Source organism: Bifidobacterium sp. H6bp9 (assembly GCF_032193695.1).
Lineage (GTDB): Bacteria > Actinomycetota > Actinomycetes > Actinomycetales > Bifidobacteriaceae > Bombiscardovia > Bombiscardovia kimbladii.
In genome coordinates, this window is record NZ_JASTZY010000002.1 from 90,754 (window position 1) to 105,426 (window position 14,673).

Consider the following 14,673-nt stretch of genomic DNA (forward strand, 5'->3'; position numbering starts at 1 on the left):
TCCAGAAACACAGTTCTTTCTACAAGGATTTGCAGACAAGGCCGTCTAGTCGAGAAGGCAAGGTCCCTGGGCCGACTTAAGAGCCGGGCCAGGGACCTTTTTTATTTGCGCTTCTTCTTTTCGCGGATATGCACCGAGATCTGGATGGGAGTGCCCTCGAAGCCGAACTCCTCGCGCAGGCAGCGTTCCAGATAGCGGCGGTAGCCATGCTCCAGGAAGCCGGTAGCGAAGATCACGAAACGCGGCGGCCTGGTGGAGGCTTGGGTGGCGAAGAGAATCCTCGGTTGCTTGCCGCCCCGCAGTGGATGCGGGTGTGCAGCCTGAACCTTGCCCAGGAAGGAGTTGAGCTTGCCGGTCGGTATGCGCTTGTCCCATGATTCCAGGGCGGTGCGCATGGCCTTGGCCAGCCGGTTGGTGTGCCAGCCGGTCTTGGCAGACAGGTTGACCCGCTCGGCCCAGGTGACCCGGTCGAATTCGGTCTGCCAGAGCCGCTCAAGACGCTGGCGGCCGAAGTCGTCCAGCAGATCCCACTTGTTGAAGACCAGGACGATGGCCCGGCCGGCATCCACGGCCTGGCTCATGACCTTCAAGTCCTGGTCGGCGATGGGCTGGGAGGCATCGAAGAGGATGAGCGCCAGTTCCGAGCGTTCGATGGCCGCCTGGGTGCGCAGGCTGGAGTAGTATTCGGCACCCGAGATCTTGTGCAGGCGGCGCTTGATGCCGGCGGTGTCGATGAAGAGCCAGTCCTCGCCGTCCACCTGGACCACCTGGTCGACCGGGTCACGGGTGGTGCCGGCCACATCGTGGACCACGGCCCGCTCCTCGTGGGCCAGCTGGTTGAGCAGGGAGGACTTGCCTACGTTGGGCCGGCCGACCAGGGCCACCCGGCGCAGCCCCTCCGGGGTGAGGAATCCCGAGGTCTTCTCGGCCTTGCCGAGCTGTTCCAGCGCGGCGTCCAGCAGGTCACCTATCCCCCGGCCGTGCATGGCGGAGATGGCATAGGGCTCGCCCAGGCCCAGCTTCCAGAATTCGGAGGCGGTGTAGTCGGCCATCCGGTCATCCAGCTTGTTGACGGCCAGGACGACCGGCTTGCCTGCGGCCCGCAGCATGGTGACGATCCGCTCGTCGCTGGCGGTCAGCCCAACCTGGCCATCCACGACCAGAATGACGGCATCAGCCAGGGATACGGCTACCTGCGCCTGGGAGGCGATGGCGGATTCGATGCCCTCCACATCGCTCTCCCAGCCGCCGGTGTCCACCAGCTTGAATTGGGTACCGGCCCATTCAGCCTCGTAGCTGACACGATCCCGGGTCACACCAGGGGTGTCTTCGACCACGGCAGCACGGCGGCCGAGAATCCTGTTGACCAGGGTGGACTTGCCCACGTTGGGCCTTCCCACCACGGCCAGCACGCCCACGGCCTTGGGACCATGGTCCTGGTCATCCTGATTTTCGGAGCCGCCCTCCAGCAGGGCTCGGTCCTCCTCGTCCAGCTCGTAGTCGTCAAGGTTGCGGGCGTATTCGTCGTAGGATTCCTCCTCCATGGCCGAGGAGACCAGATCGATCAGGACCTTCTGGGTCTGCTCGAAGGTCAGATCGGAGTTGTCCACGGTGGTCACCCCGTCGGCTGCGCTCATGAAGGAGGTGACCTTGGAATCCCGGGCATCCCGGGCAGCCAGATCCTCGGCGCCGGCTGACCCGGACTGGGCCTGGCCGCTGCGGCGGGCCTGACGGACCTCTTCGCGGGCTGTCAGCAGCACACGGACCTGGGCATCCGGGGCCACCACGGTGGTGATGTCCCGTCCCTCAGCCACCACGCCACGATCTTGGTCAGCTATGATGGCCCGCTGGGCGGCGATGAGGACATGGCGCACGGCTGGAATCGAAGAGACCACGGAGACATGTTCGGAGACCCTGGTGGAGCGTATCGCTTCATCCACGTCACGACCGTCCAGGCTGACAGTAGGATGCTCGGGGTCCAGTCCCATGACCAGGTGGCCGCCGGTGATGGAATCGGCCACGGCTTCAGTGATCGCCTCCTGGTTGGGCTGGTCCGTATCCAGATCCAGCCCGCAGTCCATGCACCAGAGGGTGACCGCCCGGTACATGGCGCCCGTGTCCAGGTAGGCCAGTCCGAAATGCTTGGCCAGGGCCCGCGAGGTGGAGGACTTGCCCACTCCCGCAGGGCCATCGATGGCGACGGTGATCACAGTCCGACCTCCTTATCCAAGGCCTTGATCTCAGCTGCAGAGAGCACCCGGTAGGAGCCCGGACGGATCTCGCCCAGCCGGATGGGGCCGATCTGGGTGCGCACCAGCCGGGTCACCGGGTAGCCGATAGCCCCGAAGATGCGCCGGACTATCCGGTTCTTGCCCGAATGCAGGACCACCTTGACGATGGTGTGCTCGCGGTTGTGGTCGATGATGGCGCAATGGTCCAGGCGGATCAGGCCGTCGTCCAGCTCCACACCCTGGGTGACCAGCCGCCGGCAGACATTGCCGCCAATGTGGCCGCTGAGCGTGGCGATATAGGTCTTCTCCACCTCGTAGCGCGGGTGCATGACGTGCTGGGCCAGCTCCCCGTCGTCGGTCATGAGGATCAGGCCCTCTGAGTCATAGTCCAGCCTGCCCATGTGGAAGACCCGCTCGTAACGGTCCCCGATGATGTCGCGCAGGGTGAACCGGCCCTTGGGGTCGTCCATGGTCGAGAGGACCTTGCGGGGCTTGTTCAGGGCCAGGGTGACATGCTTGTCGTTCAGATGGATGCGGGATCCATCCACGCGGATCTGCTGATGGGAGGGGTCCACCCGGCTGCCCAGCGTGGTGACCAGCTTGCCATCGACCTCGACCCTGCCCTGGGTGATGATCTGTTCGCATTTGCGACGAGAGCCGAATCCGGCCTGGGCCAGCACCTTCTGGAGGCGGATGCCTTCCTCCCCCTGTTCGCGCGCTCTGATCGCCTGTGTGTATGGATGTGGCATCGTTCTCCCAACGTGGCCTGATAGATATGTAACGGATGACGTTCTGGGCGACCGCAGCCGCCGAAAGGTCATATCATACTATATCGGAGCCTAGGGAAGTGTTGTTGGCTTGCCCTAAGCTAGAAACTGTTGTTGTTCATTGTCGTCGAAGGGATTGCAAGGTGGGGAACATGACTATGGAAGCAAGTGCTGAGCCGGTTCTCGAACAGGCCGACGGGCAGGTTGCCGCAAAGCCCGTCCGCAGGCGGATCAGGCCCCGTGATGTTCGTTGGATTCGTGCGGCCGCAGAGCTGGTGGGCACCTTCCTGATCTGCGCGGTCATCTACCTGTCCTACAGCTTCGGCCAGCTGGTCATGGGCCAGCCCAGTGTGGTGCTGCCGGTCCTGGGAACCGCCCTGACCTACCTGGTCGTTACGGCCATGCTGGGCGGCGTCTCCGGCGGACACTTCAACCCCGCCGTGACCGTCGCCGCCATGTTCACCTCGCAGATCAGCATGGTGGATGGTCTGATCTACATCGTCGCCCAGGTGATCGGCGCTATTGGCTCCGGTGCACTCGCAGTCGCCCTTATCCCGGTCAGCAAATCTGTGCCGGACAGGACCTGGCTCATGTTCTCGGTCAACGGTTTTTCCGGCGGATCACCCGCTGCAGCCACCCTGGGCCAGCAGCATATCGCCTTCGGGGCGCCCATGGCCATCGTGGTTGAGCTGATCGGCTGCATGATCGTGGTGGCTGCGGCCATCACCACCCTGCGCTCCGACGGCCGCGCCCGCCGCAATCATGCTCTCTACACCGGGCTGGCCTATGGCGTCGGCGTGCTGGTCACCTACCCCATCACCTGTTCGGGACTGAACCCGGCTCGTTCCACCGGCATCGCCATCTTCGCCCAGTCCAAGCACATGGCCGTCAGCCCGATCTCGCAGCTCTGGCTCTTCTGGATCTGCCCCCTGCTGGCTGCTTCTCTGGTGGCCCTGGTCATCATTATGACCAGCATCGTCACCGACAACATGGCCATGCGCGCCATGGGCGCTGCCACTGATGCGCAGCCAGTTGTACAAATGGATGCAGATGCTCAGACACAAGCACAAGCTGATGCTTTTGCCCCCGGTGCCCAGGCTCAGGCGGGCCCGGATGCTCAGGCTGAAGCCTTTGCTCCTGCCGGTGCCCAGGCTCAGGATCAATCGACCCAGGCATCTCCTGCTCCAGTTCAAACCGCTACTGCTGATACAACTGACACAGTCGCCCCTGCAGACACCACTGCTCAGACCGTCGATGTATCTTCTCTATCCGATTCCGATGCAGAGCAGGATGCTGATGCTGGAAAGGATGCTGTTGCCCCAGCTAATGCAGGAACCATTCCCGATCTGCAGGTCGAGCCCCTTCATACTGCTTCGGAAACAGAAGACAGTGATGATCAATCCGAAGACAAGCCTACTGAAGGCTGAGAGGGGTCACAGCATCAGCTGAATGCTGGTGTAGGTGACCAGCAGGCCGATGCCCAGGGCGATGCTGATGAAGGCATCGAAGGGCACCGACCGGACCTTCCAGGGGCTGCGTTCCTTGAGGATCAGGCGCAGGGCGCCGCAAACCAGGGCCGCGACGGACACCAGTCCAGTCGCGGCCCATGTGTATCCGCAGAAAGCCACGAGCGCGGCGACAAGCACCACGAGAAAGATGATGGCCTCGCAGATAGGGCGACCCTCCTGAGCCTCCGAGACGAAGGGGTGGCCTCGACCAGAAGTCTTGGGCGGTTGCGGGGGCTTGAGGTTCGGGTTTTCGGTCTTAGCCGCGTCTGCCATGTTCTCCTGCCTTCCGCACATGCTCTGTCGGTTCGAGCCTACCAGTGCTGTTGACGCAAAGCGACCGTGCCGCCATCGCCTTGAAACGATGATGGCACGGTCGCTCTTTCAACAAGAAGCCGGAGCAGTCGGATCAGTTCTTGTGCTGGAAGATCAGGTGCTCGTTGGCGAAGGTGTCGAAGCCCAGGCTGTAGAGCTCACGGCCGTAGCCGGAGTTCTTGATGCCTCCGAAGGGAAGCTCGGGCATGGTCACCCAGCCGCCGTTGATGAAGGTCATGCCGGTCTCGATGCGGCGGGCCAGGGCATCCGCATGGTCGGTATCCGAGGAGAAGACCACACCGCCCAGGCCGTAGCTGGAGTCGTTGGCCAGCTCGATGGCCTCGTCCTCGTTGGCCACCTTGTAAATGGAGGCCACAGGGCCGAACATCTCCTGGTTGTAGACAGGGTTGTCACGGTCGATGTCCGTCAGAACCGTCGGGGTGAAGAAGGCCCCCGGCGAATCGTAGGGCTTGTTGCCGTAGGCGACCTTGGCTCCACCGGCCACTGCCGTTTCGACCTGCTTGGCCAGGTTGTCGCGTGCGGAGACCATGCACATGGGAGCCAGCGTGGTTTCGGGGTTGCTGGGATCGCCCAGAACCGCGTGCGAGAAGGCGTCGACGATGAGCGAGACGAAGTCGTCGTAGCGGTTTTCCGTGACGATGAAGCGCTTGGAGGAGGTGCAGACCTGGCCAGCGTTCGTCAGCCTGGCGCCTGGGGCCACCTTCTTGAGCAGATCCCAGTCAGCGTCATCCAGGACGATGAAGACGTCGTTGCCGCCCAGCTCCATGGAGGACTTCTTCAGGTTGGCTCCAGCCGACTTGGCCACCGAGGCGCCACCGCGCTCCGATCCGGTCAGGGCCACGCCAGAGACGCGGGGATCGGCGATGGCACGGTCCACCTGGTCATAGTTGACGAAGAGGTTGGTCAGGCTGCCCTCGGGGGCTCCTGCTTCTCTTACGGTCTGTTCGAAGGCCACAGCCGAACCCGGCACGTTGGAGGCGTGCTTGAGGATCATGGGGTTGCCCAGAATGAAGTTGGGGGCGAACACGCGCATGATCTGGTAGTAGGGGAAGTTCCAGGGCTCAACCATGAACACGATGCCGGTGGCCTGCTTGACGTAGTAGGCCTTGCCGGCGGGGTTGTCCAGGGGGACGGGAGCCAGCAGCTCCTCGGCGTGATCGGCGAAGTAGTCGGCGATGTCCGCGCACAGCTCCACCTCGGCACGGGCCTCGCCCACCAGCTTGCCCATATCCAGGGTCAGGTTGGCTGCCAGGGCATCCTCGTTCTGGCGGAAGAGCTTGGCGACCTGACGCAGTTGTGCGGGACGGTCTCCCGGGCCCTCCTGCTTGCGCCAGGTCTTGTAAAGGTCATGGCCGCGAGCCAGGGCATTCTCCAGATCCTCGTCGGTGGCATCTGGATACGTCTTGATCAGTTGGTTGTTAAAAGGATTGACTGTCTGATAGGTCACAATATCTCCTTCGAATTATGGGTACCTAGTCAGCATCATCGCTGGTCAGTTCCTTCAGCATATCACCGCATTGGACCCCACGGTCAAGGAATTTGTCGCAGGGCGACATTCGGCCGCGGGGTCCGGTCTTATCAGTGGAAGAAGTGGCGTGTCCCGGTCAGATACATGGTCAGATCGGCGTCCTGGGCGGCCTTGATCACCTCGGGATCACGGATGGACCCTCCCGGCTGCACCACGGCCCTGATGCCGGCCTGGATCAGATATTCCAGACCATCTGCGAAGGGGAAGAAGGCATCGGATGCGGCCACTGAGCCCTTGGCCCGGTTGCGGCCCTCATCCAGGGTGTTGGCCCGCTCCACGGCCAAATGGCTGGAGTCCACCCTGTTGACCTGGCCCATGCCGATGCCCACGGTGGCACCCTGGTTGGCCAGGAGCACAGCGTTGGACTTGACCGAGCGGATGGCCCGCCAGGCGAAGGTCAGATCATCCATGGTCGCCTGGTCGGCAGGGTTGCCGGAGACCAGACGCCAGGTGGAGGGATTGTCTCCCGGGGCGTCGATCAGGTCGGGCGTCTGCACCAGGGCTCCCCCGTCGATTTGACGGATGATCGGGCGCTGACGCGGGCGGCGTTGCACAGACAGGATGCGCAGGTTCTTCTTGGTCCGCAGCAGGTCCAGGGCCTCGGGCTCATAGCTTGGAGCCACAATCACCTCGGTGAAGACCGGCTTGATCTGCTGGGCCATGGTCAGCGTGACCGTGCGGTTGGCGGCGATGACCCCGCCATAGGCGCTCATGGGGTCGCAGGCGTGGGCGCGGCGGTGGGCCTGGGCGATGTCCTCCCCCACGGCCAGACCGCAGGGGTTGGAGTGCTTGACCACGGCCACTGCGGGCAGGTCGGGGAAGTCCCAGACCGAGCGCCATGCGGAGTCAGCGTCCACATAGTTGTTGTAGCTCATTTCCTTGGCCCCGCCCAGGTGCTCTGCCGCAGCGAAGCCGTCCCGGTCCAGCGGGTCCAGGTAGAGGGCGGCCTTCTGGTGGGGGTTCTCCCCGTAGCGCAGTTGGTTGGCCAGACGCCAGGTGCGGGTCATCGTCTGTGCTGGTTTCTGATCCTCGGCCTTGTCCTGCTTGTCGTCAACCCATGTGCGAGCTGTCCACTCGGCGATGGCCGCATCATAGGAGGCTGTCAGGGCGAAGGCTTTGGCAGCCAGACGTCCGCGTTCGGCCAGGCTGAAACCGGTGCCGGAGGCGATGCGGTCGGCGGCCAGGGCATAGTCGTCAGGGTCGGTGATCACAGCCACGCTGGCATGGTTCTTGGCGGCGGCCCGGATCATGGCAGGGCCGCCGATGTCGATGCGTTCCAGGCACTGGTCCGCGTCGGCGCCTTCGAGGACGGTCTGCTCGAAGGGGTAGAGGTTGACCACCACCAGGTCGAAGGGGGCTATGCCCAGGTCTTTGAGTTGCCGGACATGGTCGGGGTTGGTCATGTCGGCCAGCAGCCCGGCATGGATGTGCGGATCCAGGGTTTTGACCCGGCCGTCGAGGCTCTCGGGAAAACCGGTGACCTTTTCCACCGGGGTGACCTGGACGCCCAGATCCTGCAGCTTCTTTGCGGTGCTGCCGGTGGAGACGACCTCGGTGCCTGCCTGGCGGAAGGCCGATGCCAGGGCCTCAAGGCCCTGCTTGTGGTAGACCGAGACCAACGCTCGGTTGATGGTTCGATTCGTGGTGACCATGGAAACTCCTACTCCTATGCTTGAATGCCGAGGCGCCCCGCCACCTTCGGACCTACTTGCCTGGTCTGCGGGTGGACGAGACCTGTCGTGGTGTGTCTGCTCGGTCGGTTGCCTTGGGCTCCTTTCCCTCCTGACCGCGTGATTGGTTGTGTTTTTTCTTGTTTTCCGCCTTGGCGGAAGTCTTTTTGGCGTCTGCCTGGCGCAGATAGTCAATCAGGATGTCCTTGATGATGATCAGGGCGGCGATGACGAGTGCCAGCAGCCATATTCCCAACAGGCCGACCCCCAGGGAGGTCCCGATCATGCGCAGGGAGGAGGCTATGGGCACGCCCACTCCGGCCAGTCGCTGGCGGCCCAGGGCCCCGTTGGAGAGCTGGAAAAGCAGGGCAAGACCGAGCAGGGCGACCATCCAGGCCAGGACCATGGCCAGGGTTGCCATCAGGAAGCAGACTGCGGTGTCTCGGGATTTCAGCCCTGCTTGGCGCACGGCAGCGTGAATTCTGACTCCCCATGGCCCGGTCAGCAAGAGAATGCCGACAACTACTCCGGCCAGCAGGGGCAGGTTGAGCAGGAGCAGACGAACCCCCTGCCGGGAGACAGGCTCTGGGAAAAGCCCAAAGAGGGGCAGCGAGGGCAGGCTTGAGGCGTGTCCGGACCAAAGGGTGAAGGCGGCCAGCTGGCCTATCTTGAAACCGTCACCGAAGAGCCAGGAGGCAGCCCAGATAATCAGATTGGGCAGCCAGGCCAGGGAGGCCAGGCTGGTCGTCACAGCCGAGGCGGTGCCCATACGTGTCAGTTTGAACAGGCGGCCCACGTCTCCGTGATAGAGAACAATCCAGACGATCAGGGCGATCAGGCCGGCGGCCAGCATGGCGGCCAGGAGGATCAAGCCGGCCGTGAGCCCGAGCCGGATGGTCCTGCGAACCTGAACGGGCACGGCCTCTTTGATTCGTTTGGTGAAAGCCTGGCGGAACGGTTCAGAGCGGACCCAGGCCCAGCCGTAACCCAATAGGAAGACCAGGCTGGTCCGAAAAAGAATGACCGGGGTGGTGTCTACCTGGATGGTCTGGCTGCCCTGCATGAGGATGAGGCTGCAGAGCACCCAGACGACCAGGCCGGCAATGCAGCCGCCGACGGACATGCCCAGCCGACTCACCAGGGAGCGGATCATCCAGATCAGCAGGCCGGTCAGCAGCAGGGGGATGATGGTCAAGGTCAGGGCCCCGGCCGTGAACCCGCAGCCCTGGGTGAGCAGGGTGATGGTTTCTGTCAAGGCCACGGTGGCCATGGACAGGGAGGGCCCGCCCTCCTCGATGGAGATGATGAGCAAGAGCAGGGCCATGCAGGCCCCGAGGGCGACAGTGTAGATAAGTATGGCTAGGAAGGCCTCTAGGGCCCCCCGGAGCCATACTTTCACCCTGTCGGTCATATGATGGCATGCTCCCGTAGCAGGTCGAGTGTCAGCCGGGCGGTCTCGCCGGGTGTAGTGCCCACCTGGATGCCGACGGACTCAAGCACTTCCTTCTTGTCTGCAGCCGTGCCCTTGCCGCCCGAGATGATGGCCCCGGCGTGGCCCATCTGCTTGCCCTCTGGGGCGGTGAAGCCGGCGATATAGGCCACGATGGGCTTGGTCATGTGGGTGGAGGCCCAGCGGGCGGCCTCCTGTTCAGCCGAACCGCCGATTTCGCCGATCATGACGCAGGCCTTGGTTTCGGGATCGCGGTTGAAGGCCTGCAGAGCCTCCAGCATGGTGGTGCCCACAATGGGGTCGCCGCCGATGCCCAGGCAGGCGGTGAAGCCGATGGAGGACAGCTCCCCCATGAGCTGGTAGGTCAGGGTGCCGGACTTGGAGACCAGACCCAGCGGGCCCCGACCGGCGATGCCCTGCGGGATGATACCCAGGTCTGCGCCGACGCCGTTGGGCCGGTCGGACATGGTCATCAGCCCCGGGCAGTTGGGGCCGACGATGCGGCAGCCGCGTTCCCTGGCCAGGGCCACGCAGTATGCGGTATCGGCCACGGGAATGCCCTCGGTGATGACCACGATCAGGGTGATGCCGGCCTCGATGGCCTCGACCATGGCGTCCTTGGCGAATCTGGGCGGGACGAAGACCACGGAGGTACGAGCCCCGGTCGCCTGCCGCGCTGCTGCGCAATCGGCGTAGACGGGCACATGACGAGCCTGGCCGTCAGGGCCGTCAAAGTCGACTGTGATTCCGGCCTTGCGGGCGTTGACCCCAGCCTGGATGTTGGTGCCTGCCGCCATCATGCGGGCCGTGTGGACCATGCCCTGGCGACCGGTCATGCCCTGGACCATGACGGGGGCGCCGTCTTCAACGAAGAGGGTCATCGTCCCGTCTCCTTTCCTGCCTGAGCGGCCAGGGCCACGGCCTGGTCCGCCGCCTCCTCCATGGTGCGGGCCACCTTGAGCCGAGGCTCTTGGGCCTTGGCCAGCAGGTCCAGTCCCTCGGCAGCCTCATTGCCGTCGAAGCGGACCACGATGGGCCGGTCGTCGTTCTGGTCTTGCTCGCCCGCAGCGTTCACGGCTGCCAGGATGCCCTGGGCCACCTGCTGGCAGGAGGTGATGCCTCCATAGACATTGACCATGACCGAACGGACCTTGGGGTCGGAGAGGACCACGTCCAGGCTGGTGCGCATGACCTCGGGCGAGGCGCCGCCGCCGATGTCAAGGAAGTTCGCGGGTCCAACAGGAACGCCCTGCCGGCGTCCTGACCCAGCCACGGCATCCAAGGAGCTCATGACCAGTCCTGCGCCGTTGCCGATGACGCCTACCTGGCCGTCCAGATGGACGTAGTGCAGGCCTGCGGACTTGGCCTTGGCTTCCAGAGGGTCGACCTGCGCCGGGTCCGTGAACCGTTTCCAGCCGTCGTGCCGGAAGGCCGCATTCCCGTCCAGGGAGATCTTGGCATCGAGGGCGTCCAGGTGCTTGGTGGCCTCGTCGTCCGGGTCGCCCACCTTGGCCAGGGGGTTGATCTCGACCAGGGTCGCGTCGCTGTCCTGGAAGGTGTGCCACATGCCCAGAAGTATCTGCGTAGCCTGCTCCAGATCCGCATGGTAGAAGCCGATGCGCTCGGCCATGGTGCGGGCGGCCTGCCTGTCGAAATCCTCCAGGGGGCCGATGTGCAGGCGCCGGACTGATTCAGGGTGCTCGCGGGCGATGGTCTCCACCTCGGTGCCGCCGCTGGCCGTGGCCAGGACATCATAGTCCCGGGAGGTGCGGTCCACTGAGATGGACAGGTAGTACTCGTGCAGGATGTTGCGTGCCTCGGTGACCAGGATCCCGCTGACTGGATGGCCATCGATGTTCATGGGCAGGATGGCCTCGGCCAAGGCTACGGCCTGATCGTGATTCTCGGCTCGCTTGACGGCTCCGGCCTGTCCCCTATGGCCAATGGTGGCCTGGCCCTTGATCATGCAGGGGTAGCCGATGACGTCGGCTGCCTGGCCGGCCTCTTCTGCGGTTGAGGCATAGACGGCCCTGGGTTGGGAGATGCCATGTTCAGCGAGCAGCTGCCTGGCCTGGTATTCGTACAAATCCATGGTGAAGGTCCCCCAATCGTGCTCAGGCAGGCATGTTCATCAGGCAGGTGACCGGGTAGGCACCCAGGGCCTTGCGACCGTCCAGACCGTTGAGCTCCATGACGAAGCTGAAACCGGCCACCTGGCCCCCGGCCTGCTCCACCAGACGTGCCGCTGCCTGGGCGGAACCGCCGGTGGCGATCAGGTCGTCGACAATCAGGACCCGCTGGCCAGGGCGCAGGGAGCCCTGCTCGATTTCGATGCGGGCGTTGCCGTATTCGAGGGCATACTCCTGGCTGTAGGTGGGCTCGGGAAGCTTGCCGGCCTTGCGCATGGGCAGGAAGCCCTTGCCCAGATCGGTGGCCAGCTGGGGGCCGATCAGAAATCCGCGTGCCTCAAGCCCGGCTACCAGGTCGAAGTCCTCCGGCTTGACGGGCAGGGTGCGCTTCATGGCGTCGAGGATGATGGCCAACCCTCTGGGATCCGACATGGCGGGGATGAAGTCCCTGAAAAGGATCCCCTTCTTGGGAAAGTCCGGAATGGTACGGATCAATGAGATCAGATAAGCGGCGTCATCATCGCCCACCTGCTTAAGTTCTCCAACCTTGATATCGTCCGATTGAGCCATGATCTTCTTTCTGTTTTGCTCCTTGGAAGTGGTTGCGGGGCCATCATACGCGCGCCGCGTTTCCGTTCGGAGTCAGCCTGACGGGAGGTGTGGCGCGCGTATGAGGTTCAGGACTTGGCGGAAGTCGAATCCGAAGTCTTGGAAGCCTTGGCAGCCTTGGAAGCATCCGATTCTTCAGTGTCATCGGACTTCTCCGCAGTCTCTTCCTTGTCCGATTCGTCTTCAGGCTCCGGCTGGGTATCCGACTTAGCCTCGGCATCATCCTTGCCTTCTGAGGCGGCAGAGTTTTGGGCGGCATTATCATCGGCGGCGGTTTCCTCACCGTCGGCATTGTCGCTGGCTTTGTCGTCTTCTTCAGCGGCGGTGACCTCGGCGGGCGCATCCGCGTCCTCGGGCAGGGGGTTGCCGTTTTCGTCAACCTCGTCATCGTGGATGTATGCCGGGACGATGGGCGGCTTGGTGATGGCCTGGATGCGCCAGCGGGACTGCGAACCCTCGGAGTCGATGACCACCTGTTCCTTCTCCAGATCCACGGAGACGACCTTGCCCAGAAGGCCCGTGGTGGTGGCTACCTCGTCACCGGGCTGCAGGGACTGGCGGAAGTCCTGGACAGCGGCCTGCTGCTGTTTGCTCTTGCGGGAGCTTCCCCACATCATGGCGATCATCAGGGCGATGATGACGATCATGAAAATCATGGATCCCATGGCTGTTTCCACTCCTTGTTTCGGCGGGTATCAAACGGCGATATGCATTGCTGCGAAGACCCCAGTCTAGAACAGCTTCATGACATCCTCGGGCGGTTTGCGGCCCAGGTGCTCCCAGGCCTTGGTGGTGGCCACACGCCCCTTCGGGGTGCGTACCAGGAAGCCCTCGCGCACCAGGTAGGGCTCACAGACCGTCTCGACCGTCTCGGCCTCCTCGCCCACCATGGCGGCCAGGTTGTTCAGGCCCACGGGTCCGCCGTCGAAACTGTTGACGATGGCCTTGAGGACGGCCAGATCCAGACGGTCCAGCCCCTCTGAGTCGATCTGGTAGAGGGACAAGGCCTGCTTGACATCGTCAGGGCCGACCTGGTCAAGATCGTGGACTATGGCCCAGTCGCGCACCCGCCGCAGGAGGCGGTTGGCGATCCTGGGCGTGCCGCGGGAGCGCAGGGCCAGCTGATGGGCGGCATCATCCTGCAGGACGATGCCCAGCACCTTGGCCGACCGCTCGACCAGCTTCTCCAGCTCCTCCTCCGGGTAGAAGTCCAGGTGGGCGGTGAAGCCGAAGCGGGCCCGCAGGGGCGAGGGCAGCATGCCTTCGCGGGTGGTGGCGCCTATGACCGTGAACCTGGGCAGGGTCAGCGGAATGGAGGAGGCTCCGGGGCCCTTGCCCACCATGACATCCACCCGGAAGTCCTCCATGGCGATGTAGAGCAGCTCCTCGGCGGCCCTGGGCAGGCGGTGGATCTCGTCGATGAAGAGCACCTCGCCGGCTTCCAGGGAGCTCAGGATGGAGGCCAGGTCGCCGGCATGCTGGACTGCCGGGCCCGAGGTGACGCGGATGGGCACCTCCAGCTCGTGGGCGACGATCATGGCCAGGGTGGTCTTGCCCAGGCCTGGAGGGCCCGCCAGCAGGATGTGATCGGGGGCCACGTCCCGCTTTTTGGCGGCCTTCAGGAAGAGGCCCAGCTGGGCCTTGAGCCGGGGCTGTCCGATGAATCCGTCCAGGGTTTCCGGGCGCAGCTCCTCGTCGCTGACCGGCTCGCCTTCGATGGGCTTGGCCGAGACCATCCGCAGGGATTCCTCCTGGGCGTCGCCATTCTGGGAGTCGATGTACCCGGTGGTCATCTGCTTGTCAGCCATGGGTCAGCGCCCCCTGTCCAGCCGAGTCAGGGCCTGCTTGAGCACCTTGGGAATGTCGGCCGGCTGCAGGGGCAGGGTGTAGCCGCCCTCGCTGCAGGTCTGCTCCACGGCCTGCTCGGCATCACGCTGCAGCCAGCCCAGGGAGATCAGTCCCTCAACCACCTGGTGGGCGCCGTCGTCGGTCTGGGCGGGTCCCTGTCGGCCTGTGCCGGCATCCAGATCCAGCTTGCCGGAGAGCTCGAGGATGATCTTCTGAGCGCCCTTCTTGCCCAGGCCGGGCGCCCGGGACAGGGCCGCAGCATCGCCGTCGGCCACGGCCTGGGCCAGCTGGTCCGAGTTCAGGGTGGCGAGTATGGACAGGGCCACGCGCGGTCCGATGCCGCTGACCTTCTGCAGCTGGGCGAAGAGGGATTTGGAGGTGCGGCTGAGGAATCCGTAGAGGGTCAGTGCATCCTGGGTCAGGGAGAGGGCCGTGTAGACAGTGACTGTGGATTCGGCCCGCATGGAGGCCAGGTCCGACTGGGGCATGCGCACCTCGAAACCCACCCCCGAAACATCGATGACGGCGGAGCCTGTTTCGATGGCGGCTACCCGCCCGGTCAGCATTGCCAGCACTTGATCACCCCTCGATGGAATCGAA

The 14,673-nt window shown here is 64.1% G+C and carries 13 protein-coding genes; 1 reads left to right on the plus strand and 12 read right to left on the minus strand.

The window, feature by feature from the left end; translation table 11 throughout:
* Positions 1-101: 101 nt before the first annotated feature.
* Positions 102-2,210 carry a bifunctional cytidylate kinase/GTPase Der gene (gene der / locus QRX40_RS04045; protein WP_313836471.1) on the minus strand — a complete coding sequence of 703 codons (2,109 nt, stop codon included), beginning with the start codon at positions 2,208-2,210 and terminating at the stop codon, positions 102-104.
* Positions 2,207-2,980 (minus strand): pseudouridine synthase, encoded by a 774-nt coding sequence (locus QRX40_RS04050; RefSeq protein WP_045924410.1) that lies wholly within the window; start codon positions 2,978-2,980, stop codon positions 2,207-2,209. Before QRX40_RS04050 ends, der begins: the two co-directional genes overlap by 4 nt.
* A 170-nt stretch (positions 2,981-3,150) precedes the next feature.
* Between QRX40_RS04050 and QRX40_RS04055 the strand changes: the two genes are divergently transcribed.
* Positions 3,151-4,425: an aquaporin gene (locus QRX40_RS04055; protein WP_313836472.1), complete on the plus strand. Its 1,275-nt coding sequence runs from the start codon at positions 3,151-3,153 to the stop codon at positions 4,423-4,425.
* A gap of 6 nt (positions 4,426-4,431) precedes the next feature.
* On the opposite strand, the gene QRX40_RS04060 is transcribed toward QRX40_RS04055, so the two are convergent.
* From QRX40_RS04060 to ruvA, 10 genes are all read right to left on the minus strand, one after another.
* Positions 4,432-4,779, minus strand: coding sequence for a hypothetical protein (locus QRX40_RS04060; protein WP_024627736.1), 348 nt, complete (start codon positions 4,777-4,779; stop codon positions 4,432-4,434).
* 133 nt (positions 4,780-4,912) lie between these two features.
* Positions 4,913-6,286 (minus strand): NAD-dependent succinate-semialdehyde dehydrogenase, encoded by a 1,374-nt coding sequence (locus QRX40_RS04065; protein ID WP_313836474.1) that lies wholly within the window; start codon positions 6,284-6,286, stop codon positions 4,913-4,915.
* 131 nt (positions 6,287-6,417) lie between these two features.
* Positions 6,418-8,019 carry a bifunctional phosphoribosylaminoimidazolecarboxamide formyltransferase/IMP cyclohydrolase gene (gene purH, locus QRX40_RS04070; RefSeq protein WP_313836475.1) on the minus strand — a complete coding sequence of 534 codons (1,602 nt, stop codon included), beginning with the start codon at positions 8,017-8,019 and terminating at the stop codon, positions 6,418-6,420.
* A 52-nt stretch (positions 8,020-8,071) separates the two neighbouring features.
* On the minus strand, positions 8,072-9,448 hold the full coding sequence (locus tag QRX40_RS04075; protein WP_313836476.1) for a DUF6350 family protein: 1,377 nt from the start codon (positions 9,446-9,448) through the stop codon (positions 8,072-8,074).
* On the minus strand, positions 9,445-10,368 hold the full coding sequence (gene sucD, locus QRX40_RS04080; protein ID WP_313836478.1) for a succinate--CoA ligase subunit alpha: 924 nt from the start codon (positions 10,366-10,368) through the stop codon (positions 9,445-9,447). The genes QRX40_RS04075 and sucD overlap by 4 nt, the downstream gene beginning before the upstream one ends.
* Positions 10,365-11,579, minus strand: a complete 1,215-nt coding sequence (gene sucC / locus QRX40_RS04085) for an ADP-forming succinate--CoA ligase subunit beta (protein WP_313836480.1) — start codon at positions 11,577-11,579, stop codon at positions 10,365-10,367. Before sucC ends, sucD begins: the two co-directional genes overlap by 4 nt.
* Positions 11,580-11,601: 22 nt before the next feature.
* Positions 11,602-12,186, minus strand: a complete 585-nt coding sequence (locus QRX40_RS04090; RefSeq protein ID WP_110412910.1) for an adenine phosphoribosyltransferase — start codon at positions 12,184-12,186, stop codon at positions 11,602-11,604.
* 107 nt (positions 12,187-12,293) lie between these two features.
* Positions 12,294-12,890, minus strand: coding sequence for a preprotein translocase subunit YajC (locus tag QRX40_RS04095; protein ID WP_313836482.1), 597 nt, complete (start codon positions 12,888-12,890; stop codon positions 12,294-12,296).
* Positions 12,891-12,956: 66 nt separating this feature from the next.
* Positions 12,957-14,033: a Holliday junction branch migration DNA helicase RuvB gene (gene ruvB / locus QRX40_RS04100; RefSeq protein ID WP_313836484.1), complete on the minus strand. Its 1,077-nt coding sequence runs from the start codon at positions 14,031-14,033 to the stop codon at positions 12,957-12,959.
* A gap of 3 nt (positions 14,034-14,036) precedes the next feature.
* Entirely contained in the window at positions 14,037-14,648 is a 612-nt protein-coding gene (gene ruvA / locus QRX40_RS04105) for a Holliday junction branch migration protein RuvA (protein WP_045924419.1), read from the minus strand.
* Positions 14,649-14,673: the final 25 nt, after the last annotated feature.

What these genes read in the sequence shown, in the direction of transcription:
- QRX40_RS04050 (WP_045924410.1), bottom strand. Translation starts at nt 2,980, where the DNA reads ATGCCACATCCATACACACAGGCGATCAGAGCGCGCGAACAGGGGGAG.
- QRX40_RS04055 (WP_313836472.1), top strand. Translation starts at nt 3,151, where the DNA reads ATGACTATGGAAGCAAGTGCTGAGCCGGTTCTCGAACAGGCCGACGGG.
- QRX40_RS04060 (WP_024627736.1), bottom strand. Translation starts at nt 4,779, where the DNA reads ATGGCAGACGCGGCTAAGACCGAAAACCCGAACCTCAAGCCCCCGCAA.
- purH (WP_313836475.1), bottom strand. Translation starts at nt 8,019, where the DNA reads ATGGTCACCACGAATCGAACCATCAACCGAGCGTTGGTCTCGGTCTAC.
- QRX40_RS04075 (WP_313836476.1), bottom strand. Translation starts at nt 9,448, where the DNA reads ATGACCGACAGGGTGAAAGTATGGCTCCGGGGGGCCCTAGAGGCCTTC.
- sucD (WP_313836478.1), bottom strand. Translation starts at nt 10,368, where the DNA reads ATGACCCTCTTCGTTGAAGACGGCGCCCCCGTCATGGTCCAGGGCATG.
- sucC (WP_313836480.1), bottom strand. Translation starts at nt 11,579, where the DNA reads ATGGATTTGTACGAATACCAGGCCAGGCAGCTGCTCGCTGAACATGGC.
- QRX40_RS04090 (WP_110412910.1), bottom strand. Translation starts at nt 12,186, where the DNA reads ATGGCTCAATCGGACGATATCAAGGTTGGAGAACTTAAGCAGGTGGGC.
- QRX40_RS04095 (WP_313836482.1), bottom strand. Translation starts at nt 12,890, where the DNA reads ATGGGATCCATGATTTTCATGATCGTCATCATCGCCCTGATGATCGCC.
- ruvB (WP_313836484.1), bottom strand. Translation starts at nt 14,033, where the DNA reads ATGGCTGACAAGCAGATGACCACCGGGTACATCGACTCCCAGAATGGC.